Raw genomic sequence first — 22,498 nt, 5'->3', positions numbered from 1 at the left:
CAGCATCCGCCGAGACCCTTCCGACTTCAGGAGCACACCCCCAATGACCGAGACCACCGGCACCCACGCCCAGGGCCCGTTCATCGCCGCGATCGACCAGGGCACCACCTCGTCCCGCTGCATCGTCTTCGACCGCGACGGACGCATCGTCTCCGTCGACCAGAAGGAGCACGAGCAGATCTTCCCCAAGCCGGGCTGGGTCGAGCACGACGCCATGGAGATCTGGGCGAACGTCCAGGAGGTCGTCGCCGGCGCCGTCGAGAAGGCGGGCATCACCGCCGCCGACGTCAAGGCCATCGGCATCACCAACCAGCGTGAGACCACGCTGCTGTGGGACAAGAACACCGGCCAGCCGGTCTACAACGCCATCGTCTGGCAGGACACCCGCACCGACGCCCTCTGCAAGGAGCTCGGCCGCAACGTCGGCCAGGACCGCTTCCGCCGTGAGACGGGCCTCCCGCTGGCCTCCTACTTCTCCGGCCCCAAGGTCCGCTGGCTGCTGGACAACGTCGAGGGCCTGCGTGAGCGCGCCGAGGCCGGCGACATCCTCTTCGGCACCATGGACTCCTGGGTCATCTGGAACCTCACCGGCGGTGCCGAGGGCGGTGTCCACGTCACGGACGTCACCAACGCCTCCCGCACCATGCTGATGAACCTCCGCTCCCTGGAGTGGGACGAGCGCATCCTCTCCTCCATGGAGATCCCGGCCGCCGTGCTGCCGGAGATCCGCTCCTCCGCCGAGGTCTACGGCACCGCCAAGGGCGGCGCCCTCGCCGGCGTCCCCGTCGCCTCCGCGCTCGGCGACCAGCAGGCGGCCCTCTTCGGCCAGACCTGCTTCGACCAGGGCGAGGCCAAGTCCACCTACGGCACCGGCACCTTCATGCTGATGAACACCGGTGACGAGCCCGTCCAGTCCTACAACGGCCTGCTGACCACGGTCGGCTACCGCATCGGCGACCAGAAGCCGGTCTACGCCCTCGAGGGCTCCATCGCCGTCACCGGCTCCCTCGTGCAGTGGATGCGCGACCAGATGGGCCTCATCAAGAGCGCGGCCGAGATCGAGACGCTCGCCAGCTCCGTCGAGGACAACGGCGGCGCCTACTTCGTGCCGGCCTTCTCCGGCCTGTTCGCCCCCTACTGGCGCTCCGACGCGCGCGGTGTCATCGCGGGCCTCACCCGCTACGTCACCAAGGCGCACATCGCCCGCGCCGTACTCGAGGCCACCGCCTGGCAGACCCGCGAGATCACCGACGCCATGACCAAGGACTCCGGCGTCGAGCTCACCGCGCTCAAGGTCGACGGCGGCATGACCTCCAACAACTTGCTGATGCAGACCCTCTCGGACTTCCTGGACGCCCCCGTGGTGCGCCCGATGGTCGCCGAGACGACCTGCCTCGGCGCGGCCTACGCCGCCGGCCTGGCCGTCGGCTTCTGGCCGGACACCGACGCACTGCGCGCCAACTGGCGCCGGGCCGCCGAGTGGACCCCCCGCATGGACGCGGACACGCGTGACCGCGAGTACAAGAGCTGGCTCAAGGCCGTCGAGCGGACCATGGGCTGGATCGAGGACGAGGAGTAATCATGACAACCCCGCAGAGCGTTCCGACCCTGGGAACGCACCCGGCTGCCGGTGCCAACCCGGGCCGAGCCGAGACCCGGGAGAGACTGTCCAAGGCGACGTACGACCTCCTGGTGATCGGTGGCGGCATCCTGGGCACCTCGGTGGCCTGGCACGCCGCGCAGTCCGGACTGCGGGTCGCGATGGTGGACGCCGGCGACTTCGCCGGCGCCACCTCCTCCGCGTCCTCCAAGCTCGTCCACGGCGGCCTGCGCTACCTGCAGACCGGCGCGGTCAAGCTGGTCGCGGAGAACCACCACGAGCGCCGGGTGCTGGCCAAGGACGTGGCCCCGCACCTGGTCAACCCGCTCACCTTCTACCTGCCCGTCTACAAGGGCGGCCCGGTGGGCGCGGCCAAGCTCGGCGCCGGTGTGTTCGCCTACTCGGCGCTGTCCGCCTTCGGCGACGGCGTCGGCAAGGTCATCACCCCGGCCAAGGCCAAGGCCGACAACCCCGGTCTGCGCACGGACAACCTCAAGGCCGTGGCGGTCTACTACGACCACCAGATGAACGACTCCCGCGTCGCCGTCATGACGGTCCGCGCGGCCGTCGAGTCCGGCGCGGTCGTCCTCAACCACGCCGAGGTCACCGGCCTGCGCTTCACGCACGGCAAGGTCACCGGAGCGGAGCTCAAGGACCGTGTCGACGGCACGGAGTTCGGCATCGACGCGCGCGTCGTCCTCAACGCCACCGGCCCGTGGGTGGACCACCTGCGGAAGCTGGAAGACAAGGGCGCCGCGCCGTCGATCCGCCTCTCCAAGGGCGCGCACATCGTGATGAAGCGCAAGTCGCCGTGGAAGGCCGCCATGGCCACCCCGATCGACAAGTACCGCATCACCTTCGCCCTGCCGTGGGAGGACCAGCTGCTGCTGGGCACCACCGACACCCAGTACGAGGGCGACCCGGCGGACGTGCGCGCCACCGAGGAGGACATCCAGCAGATCCTCGACGAGGCCGCGTTCTCCATCCAGGACGCCGACCTCGACCGCGACCTGATGACGTACGCCTTCGCCGGTCTGCGCGTGCTGCCCGGCGGCCCGGGCGACGTCGCCCAGGCCAAGCGCGAGACGGTCGTCTCCGAGGGCAAGGGCGGCATGCTCTCCGTCGCCGGCGGCAAGTGGACCACCTACCGCCACATCGGCCGTACGGTGATGGCCAAGCTGGCCAAGGTCCCGGGCAGCCCGCTGACCGAGGACATGGAGCCCGTCTCCAGCCTGGTCCGCCGCACCCCGCTGCCGGGTGTCGCCAACCCCAACGCGGTCGCCCACCGCCTGCTCGTGGACCGCGAGCCGGGCAGCCGCATGGACCCGCTGACCGCCCGCCACCTCGCCACCCACTACGGCTCGCTGTCCTTCGACATCGCCCGCCTGGTCAACGAGAACCCCGAGCTCGGCGAGCGGATCCACGAGGACGGCCCGGAGATCTGGGCCCAGGTCGTCTACGCCCGCGACCACGAGTGGGCCGAGACGGTCGACGACGTGCTGCGCCGCCGCACCACCCTGACCATCCGCGGCCTCGACACCGAGGACGTCCGCGCCAAGGTCAAGGCTGTGCTCAACAACGAGGCGCCGGGCGACAAGCGCTGACGCGAACACGCCCCGGAACGGGGAGCGGTGCCCGGCACCGCTCCCCGTTCCCGCGTTTCCGCACGTATGCGCGGAACCGGGCAACCGATGCCGGTCCTGACACGTCCCCTGGAGGGAAGAGGGGGACGAACACCATGAACGGGACAGCACCGGAACAGGCCACGCCGGCCACGAAGAAGTCCGCGAAGAAGTCCACGAAGAAGACCGCCGCGCGCGGGCCGCGGTGGCGCCGCGTCACCGTGCGCGTGGCCCTGGCGCTGGCCCTCCTCGTCCTCGTACCGGTCGTCGCGGCCGGCAGCGCGCTGCGCGCCTCGTACGCCGGGGCGCCCGCCGACGACGCCGTCACCCGGGGCAAGGACGCCCTCTGGCTCGGCCACGCCTGGCTCGACGGCCGCAAGGGCGACGCCGACCTCGCCCGGCTCCGCCGGAAGATCGCCGGCAGCGGCATCCACGACCTGTACGTGCACGCCGGACCGCTGGAGCACGACGGCACCCTGCCCGCCTCGGCCTACCGCAACGCCGGCTGGCTGCTGAACGCCGTCCACCGGGAACTGCCCGGCGTCCGGGTCCAGGCGTGGCTGGGGAACAAACTGGTCCGCCGGGGCGAGGGCGGCGGCCTGTGGCTGGGCTCGCCGGCCGCCCGCGACGCCGTCGTCGCCAGCGCCCGGCAGGTGATGCGGGCCGGATTCCAGGGCGTCCACCTGGACGTCGAACCCGTGCGCACCGGCGACCGCGACTTCCTCACCCTGCTGGACTCCCTGCGCCCGGCGGTGCGTTCGGAGGGCGGACCGCTGTCCGTCGCCGCCCAGCAGATCGACCCGCTGCCCTCCATGCACTCCGCGTCGGGCGCGTTCGGCAGTCCCAAGTGGTGGACGCAGAACTACTTCGGCGACGTCGCCCGCCGCGTCGACCAGATCGCCGTCATGTCCTACGACACCGCGCTGCCCTGGGAGAACCTCTACGGCGGCTATGTGGCCCAGCAGACCAGGCTCGCCCTCCAGGCCACCCCGGCCGGCACGGACCTGCTGATGGGCGTGCCCTTCTACCACACGGACAACCTGGGCCATCAGAGCCGGGCCGAGACCGCCGCGGCCGCCGTGCGCGGCGCCCGGCTGGGGCTCGGCCGCGAGGACCGCCACCGGCGGAACTTCGGGCTGGCGCTGTACGTGGACTTCGCGGCCACCGACGCCGACTGGCACGCCTACCGGGCTGGATGGGGAGCACGTGGCTGAAAGTCCCTCCCCCTTGGGGGCTGCGAAGGGGGGCCGCCGAAGTCGTAGGCTTGGGGCACACGCAAGACGAACGCAACTGCACGGAACGGCAACCGGTGGTGGCACGGGCGGAGCCCGTGGACCCCGGTCGGAAGGAGGCGCTGGGTGATCGAGCTTGAGGGGGTTCCCGAGCTGATCGACCCGGTCATGATCTGTGCCTTCGAGGGCTGGAACGACGCCGGCGACGCCGCCTCCAGCGCGGTGGCGCACCTCGACCGGGAGTGGAAGGGCGAGGTCTTCGCCGCGCTCGACGCCGAGGACTACTACGACTTCCAGGTCAACCGGCCCACGATCTGGCTGGACGGGGGCATCCGCAAGATCACCTGGCCGACCACCCGGCTGTCCGTGGTGCGCGCCGCCGGCGGCGCCCCGCGCGACCTCGTGCTGGTGCGCGGCATCGAGCCCAGCATGCGCTGGCGGTCCTTCTGCAACGAGATCCTGGGCTTCGCCCACGAGCTGGGCGTGGAGATGGTGGTGATCCTGGGCTCGCTGCTCGGCGACACCCCGCACACCCGGCCCGTACCGGTCAGCGGGGTCACCTCCGACCCCGACCTGGCCCGCACCCTCGATCTGGAGGAGTCCCGCTACGAGGGCCCGACCGGGATCGTCGGAGTCCTCCAGGAGGCCTGCGCCCACGCGGGCGTCCCCGCGGTCAGCCTCTGGGCGGCCGTGCCGCACTACGTCTCCCAGCCGCCCAACCCCAAGGCCACCCTGGCGCTCCTGAACCGCCTGGAGGACCTGATCGACCTGCGGGTGCCGCAGGGCGAGCTGCCGGAGGACGCCCGCGCCTGGCAGCTGGGCGTCGACCAGCTGGCGGCCGAGGACAGCGAGGTCGCCGAGTACGTCCAGTCGCTGGAGGAGGCGCGGGACACCGCCGATCTCCCGGAGGCCTCCGGAGAGGCCATCGCCCGGGAGTTCGAGCGCTATCTGCGGCGCCGCGACGGCCAGCCGGGGCCCGGCCAGCCGGGCGGGGTCGCGGCCGAGCCGGGGCTCACCGACGGCGGCCGGGACGCCTCGTACCTCCGTGACACGGCCAGCGGCCGCACCCGGCCGCCGCGCCCGCCGGCCAAGGACGAGGAGGGCGGTGCCGCCGGGGCCCCCGAGGAGGGCGCCGACGGTGCGGAGGGCGACGGCTGAGGCCCCGGTCCTCACCGGGGCGTGCCGCCCGCTCCCGGGCCCGTGGGGCCCGGCCGACGGATGAATTCGCGGGTTATTGACGCGACGCGCCGCAATGATCCGCCGTACACTTGTCTGCCCGGTGAAGGCCGGTTCGCCACCCGAGGAGGGTGGGGGGCCGGCCTTCTCGTCCCTCAGGAGGTGTGCGGATGACCAGCAGTGTTCCCGCGGTCGACACGCGCTCGGCGGCATCGGCCCTGCAAGCGGTCCTGCTCGACATGGACGGCACGCTCGTCGACACCGAGGGCTTCTGGTGGGAGGTGGAGACGGCGGTCTTCGCCGAGCTCGGCCACCAGCTGCTGGAGGAGTGGCGCGAGGTGGTCGTCGGCGGCCCGATGACGCGCAGCGCCTCCTTCCTGATCAAGGCCACGGGCGCGAAGATCGCCCTCGCCGAGCTCACCGCGCTGCTGAACACGCGCTTCTCCCAGATGATCGGGCAGGGCGTGCCGCTGATGCCGGGCGCCCGGCGGCTGCTCGCCGAGCTGGCCGCCCACGGGGTGCCGACGGCCCTGGTCTCGGCCTCCCACCGGGAGATCATCGACCGGGTGCTCCACAGCCTGGGCCCGGAGCACTTCACGCTGACCGTCGCCGGCGACGAGCTGGCGCGCACCAAGCCGCACCCGGACCCGTATCTGCTGGCCGCGGCGCGGCTGGGGGCCGACCCGGCGCGCTGCGCGGTCGTGGAGGACACCATGACGGGCGTGACCGCCGCCGAGGCGGCGGGGTGCCGGGTGGTGGCGGTGCCCTCGGTGGCACCGATCCCGGCCGTCGCGGGCCGTACGGTCGTGGGCTCCCTGGAAGAAGTGGATCTCTCTTTTCTGCGCGGATTGATCACGGTCTGAACGCGGCGCGTTCAAGGCCCGTTCCCAGGCGCCAGAAACTCTGGGCGCTTGAACGATTGTTTTCCGTGACGAATGCGCTGGCCGAATTACCCCGGCCGCCGAAGTCGTTCCGGAAGTGACGTTGGTCACCGGATCGGGAGCCTCCGGGGGGTTCCGCGCGCCCCCGGGAAGGCTCTCGCGCGGGCTGAAGCGCACCCTTGTGTCCGGATTGATCATCCCGTGCCTGAATCGTTCCGGCGTCCGAATATCGGACATCCGTCTTTCGTTATCGCGGTGTGATATCGCGTCGACTTCATCGTGTTCCGGCGGCACCGGCCATCCGCACTAATCTTTTCGCGAGAACTTCACGGCTGCCCGTATGACCGCCCTTCCGGTATCGGTAGGGTCCGGGCAACCGAACGCACCACAGGGAGAACCCCAGACAATGAACCGCAAGACGTTGGTCCTGCCCACCGTGGCGGGCCTGCTGGCCCCCGTGCTCGTCGCCTGTGGCGGAAGCGCGGGATCCGGCGGGAACAAGGCCATCGTCATCGGCACCACCGACCGGTTCGAGCAGACCACCGACGCGCCGGCGCCCTTCGACCCGGCCGCCGCGTACGACGTCGGCGTGTGGAACGTCCTCCACAGCGGCTTCCAGACCCTGCTGCGGCTGCCCCGCTCGGGCGCCGGGCCGGTCGCCGACGCGGCCGAGAAGTGCTCGTTCGGGGACCGCAACAGCGAGCAGTTCCGCTGCACGCTGCGCAAGGGCCTGAAGTTCACCAACGGGCACGCGCTCACCGCCGAGGACGTCAAGTTCTCCATCGACCGCGCCCGGGCGATCAACTTCGAGAACGGCCCGATCTCCCTGCTGAGCAACATCGACAAGGTCGAGACCCCCGGCGAGCTCGAGGTCGTCTTCCACCTCAAGACGCCGGACGCCACCTTCCCGCAGAAGATCGCCACCCCCGCCGCCGCCATCGTCGACAGCGAGTCCTACGCCAAGGACAAGCTGGACAACGGCTTCAACGTGGTCGGCTCCGGCCCGTACACGATCAAGACCGAGGTCAAGGACGACCGCGTCACCAAGGTCACCTTCACCCGGAACGACGACTACCAGGGCCCGCTGAAGCCGCAGAACGACAAGGTCGAGATGCGCTTCTTCGACGACTCCGCGTCGATGGAGAAGGCGCTCAAGGACGGTGACATCGACGTGATGAACCGTGCCCTGCTGCCCGAGCAGATCGACCGCCTGCGCACCGCCGCCGACCAGGGCGTCCGGCTGCACGAGTCCCCCGGCGCCGAGAGCAGCTTCCTGGCCTTCAACACCGAGGACCCGACGGTCAAGAACAAGGCCGTCCGCCAGGCCATGGCCCAGCTCGTCGACCGTCAGGCGCTGACCCGCGACGACTACCGCCGGACGAACGAGCCGCTGTACTCGATCGTGCCCACCGGCGTCGCCGGCCACCAGAACTCCTTCTCCAACAAGTACGGCGAGCCCAGCGTGGAGAAGGCCAAGGCCATCCTGCGCGGCGCCAACATCACCTCGGCGGTGCCGCTCGTCCTCACCTACGCCACGGACCACTACGGCGAGGCCACCGAGAAGTCCTTCAAGTCGCTCCAGAAGCAGCTCAACACCAGCGGCCTGTTCGACGTCAAGCTCCAGGGCGTGAAGTGGGCGGACTTCCGCCCCGAGGCCGCCAAGGGCAAGTACGCCGTCTACGGCATCAACTGGTTCCCGGACTTCCCGGACCCGGACAACTTCGTCGACCCGTTCGTCGGCAAGGACAACTTCCTCGGGTCGCCCTACAAGAACTCGAAGATCATCAACGAGCTGATCCCGCAGTCCCGGCTGTCCTCGCAGCGTGACGCGGCCGCCCGGTTCTTCCAGCAGGCCCAGGACATCGTCGCCGACGACGTCCCGGTGCTCCCGCTGTGGCAGGGCAAGCAGTACGTAGCGGCCCGGGACAAGATCACCGGCGCGGAGTGGGCCCTCAACGCGGCGGCCGAACTCCAGCCGTGGGAGCTCGGCCGCGGCGCCTGACGCCCCGTTCCGGGGAGCCTCCCCGGAACACCGACAGCTCCATCGCACCACCCGTTTCACCAGCTCCACCTGCTCCACCAGCTCCACAGAACGCGTTACAGCTCAAGACATCCCGTCAGCGAACCAAGAACTGTGAGGAATGCGCACGTGAGGAAACGTGACCAGTGGCTCGCCGCCCCGCTTGGCGCGGGGCTTGCCGCCGCCCTGCTCAGCGGGTGCGGTTCGGACGACGGCACGGCGGCCGGCACCGGGGAGTCGGTGGTCATGGGGATGTCGGACGAGGTGCAAGCCACCGACCCGGCCTCCGGTTACGACCCCGGTTCCTGGCTGCTCTTCAACAACGTCTTCCAGTCGCTGATGAGCTTCCCCAAGGGCAGCACCACGCCCCAGCCGGACGCCGCCAAGAGCTGCAAGTTCAAGGACGAGAACAGCACTGTCTACCAGTGCGAGCTCCAGGACGGGCTGAAGTTCACCAACGGCAACGACCTCACCTCCGAGGACGTCGCCTACTCCTTCCGCCGCACGCTGAAGATCAACGACAAGGACGGTCCGGCGTCCACGATGCTCTCCTCCATCAAGGAGATCAAGACACCGGACAAGTCGACCGTCGTCTTCCAGCTCAAGCGCCCGGACGCCACCTTCCCGCTGAAGATAGCCTCCGGCGCCGGCTCGATCGTCGACCACAAGGAGTACCCGGCGGACAAGCTCCGCACCGACGGCAAGGCCATGGGCTCCGGGGTCTACAAGCTGGACTCCTACGACAAGTCCAAGGCCGTCTTCAAGGTCAACAGCACCTACAAGGGCTCCGCCGTCGTCCAGAACAGCGGCATGACCCTCAAGCTCTTCCACGGCGACCAGGACGCCCTGAAGTCCGCCGTCCAGAAGGGTGAGGTCGACCTCGCCTACCGAGGTCTCGCCATCAAGGACATCGCCGACCTCGAGGCCACCTCCGGCGAGAAGGGCGCGGTCAAGGTCGTCGAGGGCAACAGCGCCGAGGTCCAGCACCTGGTCTTCAACACCAAGGACCCGGTGGTCGGCAAGGTCGGTGTGCGCAAGGCCATCGCCTACCTCATCGACCGCAGCACCCTCGTCCGTGATGTCTACAAGCGCACGGCCGAGCCGCTGTACTCGGTGGTCCCCAGCGGTATCACCGCCCACAAGACGCCGTTCTTCGACGTCTACGGCGACCGCCCGCAGCCCGACAAGGCCAAGGCGGCCCTCGCCTCCGCGAACGTCAGCGGCAAGGTGAAGCTCACCCTGTGGGCCACCCCGGTCCGTTACGGCCCGGGCACCGTGGCCGAGTTCAAGGAGATCGCCAACCAGCTGAACGCCAGCGGGCTGTTCGAGGCGGACGTCCAGAGCGTGCCGTTCGAGCAGTACGAGAAGGACATCGCGGCCGGCAAGTACGGCGTCTACGTCAAGGGCTGGGTCCCCGACTACCCGGACCCCGACAACTTCACCGCGCCGTTCTTCGGCGAGGAGAACGTCCTCGCCAACAACTACCAGTCGAAGGACATCGCGGGCATCCTGCCGGCCACCGCCGCCCAGGGCAGCCGCGCGGCGACCGTCAGCGACTTCGCCAGGCTCCAGAACGCCGTGGCCCAGGACGTGCCCGTCCTCCCGCTGTGGCAGGGCAAGCAGTACGCCGTCGCCAACGAGCGGATCTCCGGTCTCCAGTGGACCCTCGACGCCTCGACCGTCTTCCGTTTCTGGGAGATCAGCAAGGGCGGCAAGGGCTGACCCGGCCCCACTGACCCGGCACCCCGCCGAAACGAAGCGCCCCCGCGCACGATCCACTCGTGCGCGGGGGCGCTTCCGTATACCGGCCGGGCGGCCGCCGCGCTCACTGGGCGCCGGGACGCACCAGACCGCTCTCGTAGGCGTAGACCGCGGCCTGCACCCGGTCGCGCAGGCCCAGCTTCGTCAGCACATGACCCACATGGGTCTTGACCGTCGTCTCGCTGACGAACAGATCCGCGGCGATCTCCGCGTTGGACAGCCCCCGGGCCACCAGCTTCAGGACCTCGACCTCGCGGTCCGTCAGCGTGTTCAGGGTGTCCGGCAGCGGCTCCTCGCCCGACGGCAGATGCCCCGCGTACTTGTCCAGCAGCCGGCGCGTGATGCTCGGGGCCAGCATGGCCTCGCCGCCCGCCACCACCCGGATGGCCTGGACGAGCTCATGGGCGGGCGCGTCCTTCAGCAGGAAGCCGCTGGCCCCCGCCCGCAGCGCCTCCACCACGTACTCGTCGAGATCGAAGGTGGTCAGCACCAGCACCTTCGCCGGGCCGTTCCGCTCCGGGCCGGTGATCTGCCGGGTCGCCTCGACGCCGTCCATGCGGGGCATCCGGATGTCCATCAGCACCACATCGGGCTGGAGCGCCCGCACCTGCTCCAGCGCCTGCAGACCGTCCCCGGCCTCCCCGACGACCGCGAGGTCCTGCTCGGCCTCCAGGATCATGCGGAAGCCGGTGCGCAGCAGCGGCTGGTCGTCGACCAGTAGGACGCGGATCGCCACAGGAACACTCCTTCGTTAGACCTCGTCCATTCTGCCCTGAGCGTCGTCCGCCGGGGCAGCGGGACCGTCGCCCTCCGCCGCGCGCGGGGCCGGGACGACGGGCAGCGGATACGGCGGGGGAGTGCCGCCGAACTCCGGGCACACCGCCTGGTGGTCGCACCAGCCGCACAGCTTGGTGGGCCGCGGCCGCCAGTCGCCCGTCTCCGTGGCCAGCGAGATCGCCTCCCACAGGGCGCGCAGCTTGCGCTCCACCGCCAGCAGCTCCGCCTCGACCGGGTCGTACGTCAGCACATCGCCGCTGCCCAGGTAGACCAGCTGGAGCCGGCGCGGGATCCGCCCGCGCAGCCGCCAGATCACCAGGGCGTAGAACATCATCTGGAACAGCGGTGTGTCCCGGTACCGAGGGGCCGGGGCCTTGCCCGTCTTGTAGTCCACGATCCGCACGTCGCCGGACGGCGTCACGTCCACCCGGTCGACGATGCCGCGCAGCGTCAGGCCCGACGGCCCCGCGTCCGCCAGCACCGTCTCCACGAACAGCTCGCGCTCGGCCGGCTCCAGCCGCGTCGGGTCCTCCAGTGTGAACCAGCGCTCGACCAGCCGCTCCGCGTCCGCCAGCCAGGTCCCCAGCCGGTCCGCGTCGTGCGAGCCGTCCTCCCGCAGGAACAGCTCCGCCAGCTCCGGCTTCGCCGCCAGCAGCCGCTCCCACTCGCCCGGCACCAGGCCCCGGGCCCGGGGAGCCGTGCGCTCGGCCGCCGGGGCGTCGAAGAGCCGCTCCAGCACCGCGTGCACCACCGTGCCCCGCGTAGCCGCCGCACTGGGCTTCTCCGGCAGCCGGTCGATCACCCGGAAGCGGTAGAGCAGCGGGCACTGCATGAAATCGGCCGCACGGGACGGCGACAGCGAGGCCGGCCGGGCGGCGCCGGCCCGCCCGGCGGAGTTCTCGGTGGCGGTATCCATGACACAGACCCTACGGCCCGTCACCGACAGTCGGCCGCATACCATCGACGGTAGGCCCCATCACACTGCATGATCGGGAGAACACACCGGTCCCGCACCAGGGCCGGACGGGACGAGGGGACACCGTGGACGACAGCGGGCAGGGCCATTCCGGCGCGGGGAGCGCCGGCAGCGGAGCCGGGCCCGGGGACCGCGACCCGCGGCGCACGCCGGAAGCGGGCGGCGGGATCCTCATGGGCCGGCCCTTCGGCGTGCCCGTCTACGTCGCCCCCAGCTGGTTCCTCGTCGCCGCGCTGATCACCTGGGTCTTCGGCGGCCAGCTCGACCGCGTCCTGCCCGAGCTCGGCGGCGTCCGCTATCTGGTCGCCCTCTTCTTCGCCGTCGCCTTCTACGCCTCCGTGCTCGTCCACGAGCTCGCCCACACCGTCGCGGCCCTGCGCTTCAAGCTCCCCGTGCGCCGCATCCAGCTCCAGTTCTTCGGCGGCGTCTCCGAGATCGAGAAGGAGAGCGAGACCCCCGGCCGCGAATTCGTCCTGGCCTTCGTGGGCCCGCTGCTCTCCCTGGTCCTCGCGGGCGTCTTCTACCTCGCCATGCTCGCCGTCGAGCCCGGCACCGTGCCCGGCGTGCTGCTCGCCGGGCTGATGATCTCCAACCTCCTGGTCGCGGCCTTCAACCTGCTCCCCGGCCTGCCGCTCGACGGCGGCCGGATGCTCCGCGCCGTCGTCTGGAAGATCAGCGGCAAGCCCATGACCGGCACCGTCGCCGCCGCCTGGGTGGGCCGCGCCCTCGCCGTCGCCGTCCTCGTCGGCCTGCCGCTGCTCACCCACGGCGGTGACACCGAGCAGCTCGGCGGCATGGACACCCTCACCGACGCCCTGCTGGCCGCGATCCTCGCCGCGATCATCTGGACCGGCGCCGGGAACAGCCTGCGCATGGCCCGCCTGCGCGAACACCTCCCCGAGCTGCGCGCCCGCGCGCTCACCCGGCGCGCCGTGCCCGTCGAGGCCGCCACACCGCTCTCCGAGGCCCTGCGCCGGGCCAACGAGGCGGGGGCCCGCGCCCTCGTCGTCGTCGACGGGCAGGGGACCCCCAGGGCGCTGGTACGCGAGGCAGCCATCGGCGGCGTCCCCGAGCACCGCCGCCCCTGGGTCGCCACCGGCTCGCTCGCCCAGGACCTCACCGACGGCACCCGGATCTCCGCCGACCTCTCGGGCGAGGAGCTCCTGGAGGTGCTGCGGGCCACACCGGCGTCCGAGTACCTGGTGGTCGAGGGGACGGGCGAGGTCTACGGCGTGCTGTCGGCGGCGGACGTGGAGCGCGCCTTCGTCGCGGCGATGGCCCGGCCCTCGTCGTAGCGGGGGGGTGCGAGGGGGCTCCGCCCCCGTGAGCGACCATGTGTGGTCGGCGGCCCGCAGGGCAACCGGTACGCTGGTCACATGTCCGAACCGACCGGTGCCGCCCGCCGTCGCGGGCCCTTCCAGGTCGGGGACCAGGTCCAGCTCACCGACCCCAAGGGTCGCCACTACACGTTCACGCTCGAGGCCGGGAAGAACTTCCACACCCACAAGGGTTCCTTCCCGCACGACGAGCTGATCGGCGCTCCCGAGGGCAGTGTTGTCCGCACCACGGGGAACGTCGCCTACCTCGCGCTGCGTCCCCTGCTCCCCGACTACGTCCTGTCCATGCCCCGCGGCGCCGCCGTGGTCTACCCCAAGGACGCGGGGCAGATCCTGGCCTTCGCCGACATCTTCGCCGGCGCGCGCGTCGTCGAGGCGGGAGTGGGCTCCGGCTCGCTCAGCGCCTTCCTCCTGCGCGCCATCGGCGACCAGGGCATGCTGCACTCCTACGAGCGGCGTGAGGACTTCGCGGAGATCGCGAAGGCGAACGTCGAGCGCTACTTCGGCGGCCCGCACCCCGCGTGGCAGCTGACCGTCGGCGACCTCCAGGACAACCTGTCCGACACGGACGTCGACCGCGTGATCCTCGACATGCTCGCCCCCTGGGAGTGCCTGGAGGCCGTCTCCAAGGCGCTCGTCCCCGGCGGCATCCTCTGCTGCTACGTGGCGACCACCACCCAGCTGGCGCGGACCGTGGAGTCCATCCGCGAGATCGGCTGCTTCGCCGAGCCGCAGCCGTGGGAGTCGATGATCCGCAACTGGCACGTGGAGGGCCTCGCGGTCCGCCCCGACCACCGGATGATCGGCCACACCGGCTTCCTCGTCACCGCCCGTCGCCTCGCCGACGGCGTGGAGCCCCCGATGCGCCGCCGCCGCCCCGCCAAGGGCGCCTACGGCGAGGACTACGAGGGCCCCAACAAGGGCTGACCCGCCCGTCCGAACCACCAGTGCGCCGCCGCCGTGCTCCCCTCCCCGGGGAACTCGGCGGCGGCGCACGTGCGTTGGGTGATCCTCTGGGCCCCGCCCGCCGTTCACCGGCGCGGGGGCGTGTGGCACGATGCGGACGATCCCGGTCCCCGCAGCCCTCGGCAGGAGTCAGCGCGCGTGCAGCCCTCGGCAGGTCCCGACCGTCCCGACGCCTCCGCTCCCCTCCCGCACACCCGGTCCCGTCCGGCGCACTGGCTGGCCACCGCCGCCGCGCTGGCCGCGGTGGTCCTGGGCGCCGCGCTCGCCGGCCCCGGCGACGCCACGGCCGGGGCCACGGCCCCCGCGAAGGCCCCGGCGGGCCCACCGGCCGCCGCCCCGGACCCGGGCGCGGCCCACTACCCCGTCGACTGCGGCCCCACCCGCCCGGAAGTGGTCCGGCGGGCCACCGCCGACCTGGACGGCGACGGGCGGCCCGAGACGGCCGTCGAGGTGCGCTGCGCCTCCGGTGCGGGCACCCGGCCCAGCGGGGTGTACGTGCTCGCGGCCCCGGCCGTTCCCGGCGCGGCGCCCCGGGTCGTGGCGACCCTGGTGGACCCCGAGGAGGGGATGAGCGTCATGGGCCTGGAGACGGCCGGCCGGACGGTTTCGGCCACTCTGCTCGGCTACTCCGGCGCGGGCGTGCCGCGCTGCTGCCCGGATCTGCGCAGGGCGGTCAAGTGGCACTGGAGGGACGGCCAGTTCGTCCTGACGCCCCTGCCGGTCGCGGGGAGCGTCTGAATCGTCACATGGCGTGACGATGTGTTATTCGGCGTCCGGTCCGTAGACCTCGACCTTGTCGGCGACGCGCCGCACGTGAATGCAGTCGCCGGGGCACTCGTTCGCCGAGTCCCGGACGTCGTTCAGCAGCGTCAGCGGTACGGGGGTGGTGGCACCCTTGTCCTGGAGGAGCTCGTCGTCGGCGCTCTTCACATAGGCGAGACCGTCGATGTCGAGCTCGAAGACCTCGGGGGCGTACTGGGCGCAGATGCCGTCGCCGGTGCAGAGGTCCTGGTCGATCCAGACTTCGAGCTCTTCTTCCTGTTCCTGCGCGGTCATCTCGCCTGCCGTTTCCTGCGTTCGTGAATCAATTGGAGCCAGCCCTGACGGGTGTTGACCGAGTCGACGATACAACCGCCCGCTTTCCGATGTTGATGGGTGGGTATCCCCCTCACGTGAGGACGTGCGCAAGGGTGAAGATCGGACACACTCCGACCGGGTTTGTGATCTAGGGGTTTCAACCTGCACCGGCCCAGGTAGGGTCAGGAAGCGTCCAGCTCCCCTTGGAGGAGGTGAGGACCGTGGCAGCCCACGACGACGACATGAACCGCGGCATCCGGCCGGGACGAGGGTCTGAAGACCCCGCGGGCCAGGTTGCCTATCTCGAGCAGGAGATCGCCGTCCTGCGACGCAAGCTCGCCGACTCTCCGCGTCACACGAGGATTCTCGAGGAGCGGATCGTCGAACTCCAGACGAACCTGGCCGGCGTGTCCGCGCAGAACGAACGGCTCGCGAACACCCTCCGTGAGGCCCGCGACCAGATCGTGGCCCTCAAGGAGGAGGTCGACCGCCTGGCCCAGCCCCCGGCCGGCTTCGGGGTCTTCCTCCAGGCCGGCGAGGACGGCACGGCCGACATCTTCACCGGGGGCCGCAAGCTCCGGGTGAACGCGTCCCCCAGCGTCGACGTCGAGGACCTCCGGCCCGGCCAGGAGGTCATGCTCAACGAGGCGCTCAACATCGTCGAGGCCATGGCCTTCGAGCGCCACGGCGACATCGTCACCCTCAAGGAGATCCTGGAGGACGGCGAACGCGCCCTGGTCATCGGGCACACCGACGAGGAGCGGGTGGTGAGGCTCGCCGAGCCGCTGCTGGACATCACCATCCGCCCCGGTGACGCCCTGCTGCTGGAGTCCCGCTCCGGCTACGTCTACGAGGTCATCCCCAAGAGCGAGGTCGAGGAGCTCGTCCTCGAAGAGGTCCCGGACATCGACTACACGAAGATCGGCGGCCTGGGAAACCAGATCGAGCTGATCCGCGACGCCGTCGAGCTCCCCTACCTCTACCCCGACCTCTTCAAGGAGCACGAACTGCGGCCGCCCAAGGGCGTCCTGCTCTACGGCCCGCCCGGCTGCGGCAAGACGCTCATCGCCAAGGCCGTCGCCAACTCCCTTGCCAAGAAGGTCGCCGAGGTCACCGGGAAGCCCGCCGGGAAGAGCTTCTTCCTCAACATCAAGGGCCCCGAGCTGCTCAACAAGTACGTCGGCGAGACCGAGCGGCACATCCGGCTGATCTTCCAGCGGGCCCGGGAGAAGGCCGGCGAGGGCACCCCCGTGATCGTCTTCTTCGACGAGATGGACTCCCTCTTCCGCACCCGCGGCTCCGGGGTCAGCTCGGACGTGGAGAACACCATCGTCCCCCAGCTGCTCTCCGAGATCGACGGCGTCGAGGGCCTGGAGAACGTCATCGTCATCGGCGCCTCCAACCGCGAGGACATGATCGACCCCGCGATCCTGCGCCCCGGCCGCCTCGATGTGAAGATCAAGATCGAGCGCCCGGACGCCGAGGCCGCCAAGGACATCTTCTCGAAGTACCTGACCGAGACCCTGCCGCTGCACGCCGACGACCTCGCCGAGCACGGCGGGGACGCCAGGGTCACCGTCGAGGGCATGATCCAGTCGGTCGTCGAGCAGATGTACGCCGAATCCGAGGAGAACCGCTTCCTGGAGGTCACCTACGCCAACGGTGACAAGGAGGTCCTCTACTTCAAGGACTTCAACTCCGGAGCGATGATCCAGAACATCGTGGACCGGGCCAAGAAGATGGCCATCAAGGCCTTCCTGGACCACAACCAGAAGGGTCTGCGCGTCTCCCACCTGCTCGCCGCCTGCGTGGACGAGTTCAAGGAGAACGAGGACCTGCCCAACACCACCAACCCGGACGACTGGGCCCGGATCTCCGGAAAGAAGGGCGAGCGGATCGTCTTCATCCGCACCCTCGTCACCGGAAAGCAGGGCGCGGACACCGGCCGCTCCATCGACACCGTGGCCAATACCGGCCAGTATCTGTAACACCGCCGTCCGGCTGCGGATGTCCCTGTTTGCTGTGCCTGTCCCGCCCCTCCGGCGGGGAAGGAGCAGGGCGTCCGCAGCCGGACGCGTTTTGCACCAAGCGTTGCACCACTCGTGGGACGCGGACCATGACGCCGTCCGCGCGGGGCACGAACCCGAGCAATGACTGTAATGATCTCCCCAGCGCCGCAAAGCCGTTCTAGGCTCTTCGGTACCACCGCGAAGCGCAGTGGGGGATCGGGGACCGTACACGGACCGGAAGCGCAGCGGTACTTGAGCGCCGACCCCACCCGGGGGCGCCGCCGGGCAAGGAGGGCCGCATGACCGTACGGCGAGTAATGGGCATCGAGACGGAGTACGGGATCTCCGTCCCCGGTCACCCGAACGCCAATGCCATGCTCACCTCGTCCCAGATCGTCAACGCCTACGCGGCCGCGATGCACCGGGCACGCCGTGCCCGCTGGGACTTCGAGGAGGAGAACCCGCTGCGGGACGCCCGCGGCTTCGACCTCGCTCGCGAGGCCGCGGACGCCAGTCAGCTCACCGACGAGGACATCGGCCTGGCCAATGTCATCCTCACCAATGGCGCCCGGCTCTATGTGGACCACGCCCACCCGGAATACAGCTCACCGGAGATCACCAACCCCCGGGACGCCGTCCTGTGGGACAAGGCCGGCGAGCGGATCATGGCGGAGGCCGCCGAGCGCGCCGCCCAGCTGCCCGGCGCCCAGCCCATCCACCTCTACAAGAACAACACCGACAACAAGGGCGCCTCCTACGGCACCCATGAGAACTACCTGATGAAGCGGGAGACCCCCTTCTCGGACATCGTCCGCCACCTGACCCCGTTCTTCGTCTCCCGCCAGGTCGTCACCGGCGCCGGCCGCGTCGGCATCGGCCAGGACGGCCACGAGCACGGTTTCCAGATCAGCCAGCGCGCGGACTACTTCGAGGTCGAGGTCGGCCTGGAGACCACCCTCAAGCGGCCCATCATCAACACCCGCGACGAGCCCCACGCCGACGCCGAGAAGTACCGCCGGCTCCATGTGATCATCGGCGACGCCAATCTCTCCGAGATCTCCACCTACCTCAAGCTCGGCACCACCGCCCTGGTGCTCTCCATGATCGAGGACGGCTTCATCGCCGCCGACCTCGCCGTCGACCAGCCCGTCCGCACCCTCCACCGGATCAGCCACGACCCCTCGCTGCGCCGGCTGATCACGCTGCGCAGCGGCCGGACGCTCACGGCCGTCCAGCTCCAGATGGAGTACTTCGAGCTGGCCCGCAAATATGTCGAGGACCGCTTCGGCGTGGACGCCGACGAGCAGACCAAGGACGTCCTCTCCCGCTGGGAGGACGTCCTGGGCCGGCTGGAGCGGGACCCGATGAGCCTGGCCGGGGAGCTGGACTGGGTGGCCAAGCTGGAGCTGCTGGAGGGGTACCGCCGCCGTGACGGCCTCGACTGGTCCGCGGCCCGGCTCCACCTGGTGGACCTCCAGTACGCGGACGTGCGCCAGGACAAGGGCCTGTACAACCGGCTCGCGGCCCGGGGGAAGATGCGCAGGCTGCTGGACGAGGCCGAGGTCGCCCGCGCCCGCACCGCCCCGCCCGAGGACACCCGGGCCTACTTCCGGGGCCGCTGTCTGGAGCAGTACGCCGACGACGTGGCCGCGGCCTCCTGGGACTCGGTGATCTTCGACCTGCCGGGCCGGGACTCTCTCCAGCGCGTCCCCACCCTGGAGCCGCTGCGCGGCACCCGCAACCACGTCAAGGAACTCCTGGACCGCTGTCGCACGGCCGAGGACCTGGTGCGGGTGCTCTCGGGCGGCTGAGGAGGCCCCGGCGGGGTCTTAAGGGCCGGGGGAAACGGGAATCATCCCGGTGGCTCCGGGACGTTGTAGCAAGTGCAGGGCCGATCCCCGACCCTGCTTGTAGGGTCGGATCTTGAACGTCTCGTGTACGTGTACGTCGAAACCGAGCGGGGTGAGGGGTATGGCGACCAAGGACACCGGCGGCGGACAGCAGAAGGCCACGCGTGCGACGGAGGAGGTCGAGGAGCAGGCGCAGGACGCGCAGGTCTCCGAGGACCTCAAGGAGCGCCAGGAGAAGCTGTCGGACGACGTGGACTCCGTGCTGGACGAAATCGATGATGTGCTCGAGGAGAACGCCGAGGACTTCGTACGTTCGTTCGTGCAAAAGGGCGGGCAGTAGGGCCGGTGATTCCGTCCCGTGCCCCCGCCGGGGCACGGGACGGAGGGCTGGGAGGCCCGGGGGTATGGTCCGTGCAGTATTTCAAGATCTCTTCGAAGGATTCGTGTGGAAGCCAACTTTTCTGGCACAGGGCGTCTGCCGGCTCCCTTCCTGACGCCGGGCTCGTCGTCCTTCATGGACTTTCTCGCCCAGCACCAGCCCGAGCTGCTACCGCGCAACCGCCAGCTGCCCGTCGTGCAGGGCACGCTGGAGATCCCGCACGGCACGACGATCGTCGCCGTGTCGTTCCCCGGGGGAGTGGTGCTGGCCGGTGACCGCCGGGCCACGATGGGCAACGTCATCGCGCAGCGGGACATCGAGAAGGTCTTCCCGGCCGACGAGTACTCGGCCGTGGGCATCGCCGGCACGGCCGGGCTGGCGGTGGAGATGGTCAAGCTCTTCCAGCTGGAGCTGGAGCACTTCGAGAAGGTCGAAGGCGTCTCCCTCTCCCTGGAGGGCAAGGCGAACCGCCTGTCGACGATGATCCGCAGCAACCTCGGCATGGCCATGCAGGGCCTGGCCGTCGTGCCGCTCTTCGCCGGCTGGGACGTGGACCGGCAGAAGGGCCGCATCTTCTCCTACGACGTCACCGGCGGGCGCTCCGAGGAGCACGGCTTCGCGGCCACGGGCTCCGGCTCGCTGTTCGCGCGCGGCGCGCTGAAGAAGCTCTTCCGTGACGACCTCACGGAGGGGCAGGCCGCCACGCTCGTCGTCCAGGCGCTCTACGACGCCGCCGACGACGACTCCGCGACCGGCGGTCCCGACCTCGCGCGCCGCATCTACCCGATCGTCACGGTCATCACCGACGAGGGCTTCCGGAAGCTCACCGAGGCGGAGTGCTCCGAGATCGTCCGTGCCATCCACGAGCGTCGGCTCGAGGAGCCGGACGGCCCGCGGGCCGCCCTGCTGTGATCCTCTGAGCCCCCGATGTCCTCGTCACCCACAGAAAAGGACGGATAGCGGTGTCGACGCCGTTCTATGTCTCACCCCAGCAGGCCATGGCCGACCGCGCCGAGTACGCCCGCAAGGGCATCGCGCGCGGCCGTAGCGTCGTGGTCCTCCAGTACAACGATGGCGTTGTCTTCGTCGCCGAGAACCCGTCCCGCGCGCTGCACAAGGTCAGCGAGATCTACGACCGGATCGCGTTCGCGGCGGTCGGCAAGTACAACGAGTTCGAGAACCTGCGCATCGGCGGCGTCCGCTACGCCGACCTGCGCGGCTACACCTACGACCGTGACGACGTCACCGCCCGCGGCCTGGCGAACGTGTACGCGCAGACGCTGGGCACCATCTTCTCCAGCGCGGGCGAGAAGCCGTACGAGGTGGAGCTGATCGTCGCCGAGGTGGGGGCCGCCCCCGAGGACGACCAGATCTACCGGCTGCCGCACGACGGCTCGATCGTCGACGAGCACGGCTCGGTGGCGGTCGGCGGCAACGCGGACCAGATCAGCAGCTATCTCGACCAGCGGCACCGGGACGGGATGACGCTGGCCGAGGCGCTCAAGCTCGCCGTCGAGTCGCTCGCCCGCGACACGAACGGGAGCGAGCGGACGCTGACCGCCGAGCAGCTGGAGGTCGCGGTCCTGGACCGCAAGCGGCCGCAGCAGCGGAAATTCAAGCGGTTGCTGGGGCGGCAGCTCCAGCGGCTGCTGGAGGACGGGGCGGGGGAGGCGGAGTCCTCGGACGCCGTCGAGAACGACTCCGCCGAGGACTGATCCGGTCCCCGTCCCACCGTTTCCCGCCGGCCGCGCCCCGGACCCCGTAATCGGGTCCGGGGCGCGGTCCCGGTCTACGGGGCGGCCACCGTCGTCGACGACGCGCGTGTGACGAGTTCCACCGGCAGGGACGCCGACCCCGGTGCCCGGCCGTCCAGGACGGCCACGAGCGCCCGCATCCCGGCCTCGCCCACCGCCTCCGCCGGCAGCCGTACCGTCGTGAGCTCCGGCTCCAGCGCGCTCGCCAGGGGCAGGTCGTCGAAGCCGGTCACCGAGACCTCGTCCGGCACGCGCAGTCCCAGTCGCCGGGCCGCCTTGCAGGCGCCCGCCGCCAGGACGTCGCTGTCGCAGATCAGCGCGGTCGGCCGGGCCCCCGGCCCGTCCGGCGCGGTCAGGGCGCGCTCCGCGGCCAGGCGGCCGGACGCCACGTCGAGGGCGGCGGGCTCGGTCCGCAGCACCGCCCCGGGCGCGGCACGCAGGGTCTCCGCCAGGGCCCGGGCCCGGACCCGGAAGGTCCAGGAGTCGATGCCGGCCGCGATGTGCGCGAAGCTGCGGTGGCCGAGGGCCAGCAGATGCTCCGTCACCTGCCGCATGCCGTCGGCGATGTCGAGGTTGACGGTGGCCGGGGAGTCCGACCGCTCGGGGTCGCTGTCGAGCATCACCAGCGGCAGGCCGCCCTCGCGGAGGTCGGCCAGGGCCTCGGCCGCCATCGAGGAGGCGATCACGCCGTCCAGCGTCGCGCGCGCGGAGGCGAAGGGGTCGCGGGCCGGTCCGGTGCCCTCCGGGGAGGGGTAGAGGACCACGCCCATGTCGTGCTCCGCGGCGGCACGGGCCGCGCCCGTGTAGACGCGGGCGAAGAATTCGTTGGTCAGGGCCGGGACGACCAGCAGCGCCGTCCGCGTGCGGCCGAGCCGTAGGCTCCGGGCCGTGAGATTGGGCCGGTAGCCCAGCTCGCGGGCGGCCGTGCGCACCGCCTCGGCGGTCCGCTCGGAGACCCTGCCGCGCCATTTCTCGCCCATCACCAGGGAGACCGTGGCCTGCGACACCCCCGCCGCCCGGGCCACGTCCCGGCTGGTGGCCCGGGCGGCGGGGGTGTCGCAGGCCACGGTCTCCCTGGTGA

Annotated in this window: 19 protein-coding genes; 15 read left to right on the top strand and 4 right to left on the bottom strand. The window is 70.7% G+C overall.

Annotated elements, in window-relative coordinates; genetic code table 11:
- The first annotated feature begins 43 nt into the window (after positions 1 to 43).
- The 7 genes from glpK to K6I33_RS04765 all read left to right on the top strand — a co-directional run bounded on the left by glpK (position 44) and on the right by K6I33_RS04765 (position 10,253).
- Positions 44 to 1,579 (top strand): glycerol kinase GlpK, encoded by a 1,536-nt coding sequence (gene glpK / locus K6I33_RS04795; protein ID WP_229348423.1) that lies wholly within the window; start codon positions 44 to 46, stop codon positions 1,577 to 1,579.
- Positions 1,580 to 1,581: 2 nt separating this feature from the next.
- Entirely contained in the window at positions 1,582 to 3,204 is a 1,623-nt protein-coding gene (locus K6I33_RS04790) for a glycerol-3-phosphate dehydrogenase/oxidase (RefSeq protein ID WP_229348422.1), read from the top strand.
- Positions 3,205 to 3,338: 134 nt separating this feature from the next.
- Complete coding sequence (locus K6I33_RS04785; protein WP_229348421.1) at positions 3,339 to 4,436, top strand: glycosyl hydrolase family 18 protein; 1,098 nt, start codon at positions 3,339 to 3,341, stop codon at positions 4,434 to 4,436.
- A gap of 144 nt (positions 4,437 to 4,580) precedes the next feature.
- Positions 4,581 to 5,612 (top strand): PAC2 family protein, encoded by a 1,032-nt coding sequence (locus K6I33_RS04780; RefSeq protein WP_229348420.1) that lies wholly within the window; start codon positions 4,581 to 4,583, stop codon positions 5,610 to 5,612.
- A 188-nt stretch (positions 5,613 to 5,800) separates the two neighbouring features.
- Positions 5,801 to 6,493, top strand: coding sequence for an HAD family phosphatase (locus K6I33_RS04775; protein WP_229348419.1), 693 nt, complete (start codon positions 5,801 to 5,803; stop codon positions 6,491 to 6,493).
- Positions 6,494 to 6,917: 424 nt separating this feature from the next.
- Positions 6,918 to 8,513: an ABC transporter substrate-binding protein gene (locus K6I33_RS04770; RefSeq protein WP_229348418.1), complete on the top strand. Its 1,596-nt coding sequence runs from the start codon at positions 6,918 to 6,920 to the stop codon at positions 8,511 to 8,513.
- Between the two features lie 147 nt (positions 8,514 to 8,660).
- Complete coding sequence (locus K6I33_RS04765; protein WP_229348417.1) at positions 8,661 to 10,253, top strand: ABC transporter substrate-binding protein; 1,593 nt, start codon at positions 8,661 to 8,663, stop codon at positions 10,251 to 10,253.
- A gap of 103 nt (positions 10,254 to 10,356) precedes the next feature.
- Here the strand turns inward: K6I33_RS04765 and K6I33_RS04760 are convergent, their stop codons facing one another.
- Together K6I33_RS04760 and K6I33_RS04755 are read right to left on the bottom strand one after the other, a co-directional pair.
- Complete coding sequence (locus tag K6I33_RS04760) at positions 10,357 to 11,028, bottom strand: response regulator transcription factor (RefSeq protein ID WP_229348416.1); 672 nt, start codon at positions 11,026 to 11,028, stop codon at positions 10,357 to 10,359.
- Positions 11,029 to 11,043: 15 nt separating this feature from the next.
- Complete coding sequence (locus K6I33_RS04755; RefSeq protein WP_229348415.1) at positions 11,044 to 11,985, bottom strand: PD-(D/E)XK nuclease family protein; 942 nt, start codon at positions 11,983 to 11,985, stop codon at positions 11,044 to 11,046.
- A 125-nt stretch (positions 11,986 to 12,110) separates the two neighbouring features.
- On the opposite strand from K6I33_RS04755, the gene K6I33_RS04750 reads away from it, so the two are divergent.
- The 3 genes from K6I33_RS04750 to K6I33_RS04740 all read left to right on the top strand — a co-directional run bounded on the left by K6I33_RS04750 (position 12,111) and on the right by K6I33_RS04740 (position 15,086).
- Positions 12,111 to 13,340: a site-2 protease family protein gene (locus K6I33_RS04750; RefSeq protein WP_229348414.1), complete on the top strand. Its 1,230-nt coding sequence runs from the start codon at positions 12,111 to 12,113 to the stop codon at positions 13,338 to 13,340.
- Between the two features lie 81 nt (positions 13,341 to 13,421).
- On the top strand, positions 13,422 to 14,309 hold the full coding sequence (locus tag K6I33_RS04745; RefSeq protein ID WP_189453755.1) for a tRNA (adenine-N1)-methyltransferase: 888 nt from the start codon (positions 13,422 to 13,424) through the stop codon (positions 14,307 to 14,309).
- Between the two features lie 177 nt (positions 14,310 to 14,486).
- Positions 14,487 to 15,086 carry a hypothetical protein gene (locus K6I33_RS04740; protein WP_229348413.1) on the top strand — a complete coding sequence of 200 codons (600 nt, stop codon included), beginning with the start codon at positions 14,487 to 14,489 and terminating at the stop codon, positions 15,084 to 15,086.
- A gap of 24 nt (positions 15,087 to 15,110) precedes the next feature.
- Here the strand turns inward: K6I33_RS04740 and K6I33_RS04735 are convergent, their stop codons facing one another.
- Positions 15,111 to 15,404, bottom strand: a complete 294-nt coding sequence (locus tag K6I33_RS04735) for a ferredoxin (RefSeq protein ID WP_229348412.1) — start codon at positions 15,402 to 15,404, stop codon at positions 15,111 to 15,113.
- 242 nt (positions 15,405 to 15,646) lie between these two features.
- On the opposite strand from K6I33_RS04735, the gene arc reads away from it, so the two are divergent.
- The 5 genes from arc to prcA all read left to right on the top strand — a co-directional run bounded on the left by arc (position 15,647) and on the right by prcA (position 21,378).
- A complete protein-coding gene (arc, locus tag K6I33_RS04730; protein ID WP_229348411.1) occupies positions 15,647 to 17,413 on the top strand; it encodes a proteasome ATPase in 1,767 nt (588 codons plus the stop codon).
- 320 nt (positions 17,414 to 17,733) lie between these two features.
- A complete protein-coding gene (dop, locus tag K6I33_RS04725; protein ID WP_374283344.1) occupies positions 17,734 to 19,245 on the top strand; it encodes a depupylase/deamidase Dop in 1,512 nt (503 codons plus the stop codon).
- A 160-nt stretch (positions 19,246 to 19,405) separates the two neighbouring features.
- Positions 19,406 to 19,624: a ubiquitin-like protein Pup gene (locus K6I33_RS04720; protein WP_126913432.1), complete on the top strand. Its 219-nt coding sequence runs from the start codon at positions 19,406 to 19,408 to the stop codon at positions 19,622 to 19,624.
- Between the two features lie 105 nt (positions 19,625 to 19,729).
- Positions 19,730 to 20,575: a proteasome subunit beta gene (gene prcB, locus K6I33_RS04715; RefSeq protein WP_229348410.1), complete on the top strand. Its 846-nt coding sequence runs from the start codon at positions 19,730 to 19,732 to the stop codon at positions 20,573 to 20,575.
- 50 nt (positions 20,576 to 20,625) lie between these two features.
- On the top strand, positions 20,626 to 21,378 hold the full coding sequence (gene prcA / locus K6I33_RS04710) for a proteasome subunit alpha (RefSeq protein ID WP_229348409.1): 753 nt from the start codon (positions 20,626 to 20,628) through the stop codon (positions 21,376 to 21,378).
- A gap of 74 nt (positions 21,379 to 21,452) precedes the next feature.
- Here prcA and K6I33_RS04705 read toward each other — a convergent pair whose 3' ends face one another.
- Positions 21,453 to 22,484, bottom strand: a complete 1,032-nt coding sequence (locus K6I33_RS04705) for a LacI family DNA-binding transcriptional regulator (protein WP_374283365.1) — start codon at positions 22,482 to 22,484, stop codon at positions 21,453 to 21,455.
- Positions 22,485 to 22,498 lie beyond the last annotated feature (14 nt).

The sequence above is a fragment of the Streptomyces sp. UNOB3_S3 genome, from assembly GCF_020740895.1.
In the GTDB taxonomy this organism is placed as follows: Bacteria; Actinomycetota; Actinomycetes; order Streptomycetales; family Streptomycetaceae; genus Streptomyces.
This window is presented reverse-complemented; position numbering and strand designations above follow the sequence as displayed.

Coding starts and splice junctions, on each gene's coding strand:
- glpK (WP_229348423.1), top strand. CDS start 44: ATGACCGAGACCACCGGCACCCACGCCCAGGGCCCGTTCATCGCCGCG.
- K6I33_RS04790 (WP_229348422.1), top strand. CDS start 1,582: ATGACAACCCCGCAGAGCGTTCCGACCCTGGGAACGCACCCGGCTGCC.
- K6I33_RS04785 (WP_229348421.1), top strand. CDS start 3,339: ATGAACGGGACAGCACCGGAACAGGCCACGCCGGCCACGAAGAAGTCC.
- K6I33_RS04775 (WP_229348419.1), top strand. CDS start 5,801: ATGACCAGCAGTGTTCCCGCGGTCGACACGCGCTCGGCGGCATCGGCC.
- K6I33_RS04770 (WP_229348418.1), top strand. CDS start 6,918: ATGAACCGCAAGACGTTGGTCCTGCCCACCGTGGCGGGCCTGCTGGCC.
- K6I33_RS04755 (WP_229348415.1), bottom strand. CDS start 11,985: ATGGATACCGCCACCGAGAACTCCGCCGGGCGGGCCGGCGCCGCCCGG.
- K6I33_RS04745 (WP_189453755.1), top strand. CDS start 13,422: ATGTCCGAACCGACCGGTGCCGCCCGCCGTCGCGGGCCCTTCCAGGTC.
- K6I33_RS04735 (WP_229348412.1), bottom strand. CDS start 15,404: ATGACCGCGCAGGAACAGGAAGAAGAGCTCGAAGTCTGGATCGACCAG.
- dop (WP_374283344.1), top strand. CDS start 17,734: ATGACCGTACGGCGAGTAATGGGCATCGAGACGGAGTACGGGATCTCC.
- K6I33_RS04720 (WP_126913432.1), top strand. CDS start 19,406: ATGGCGACCAAGGACACCGGCGGCGGACAGCAGAAGGCCACGCGTGCG.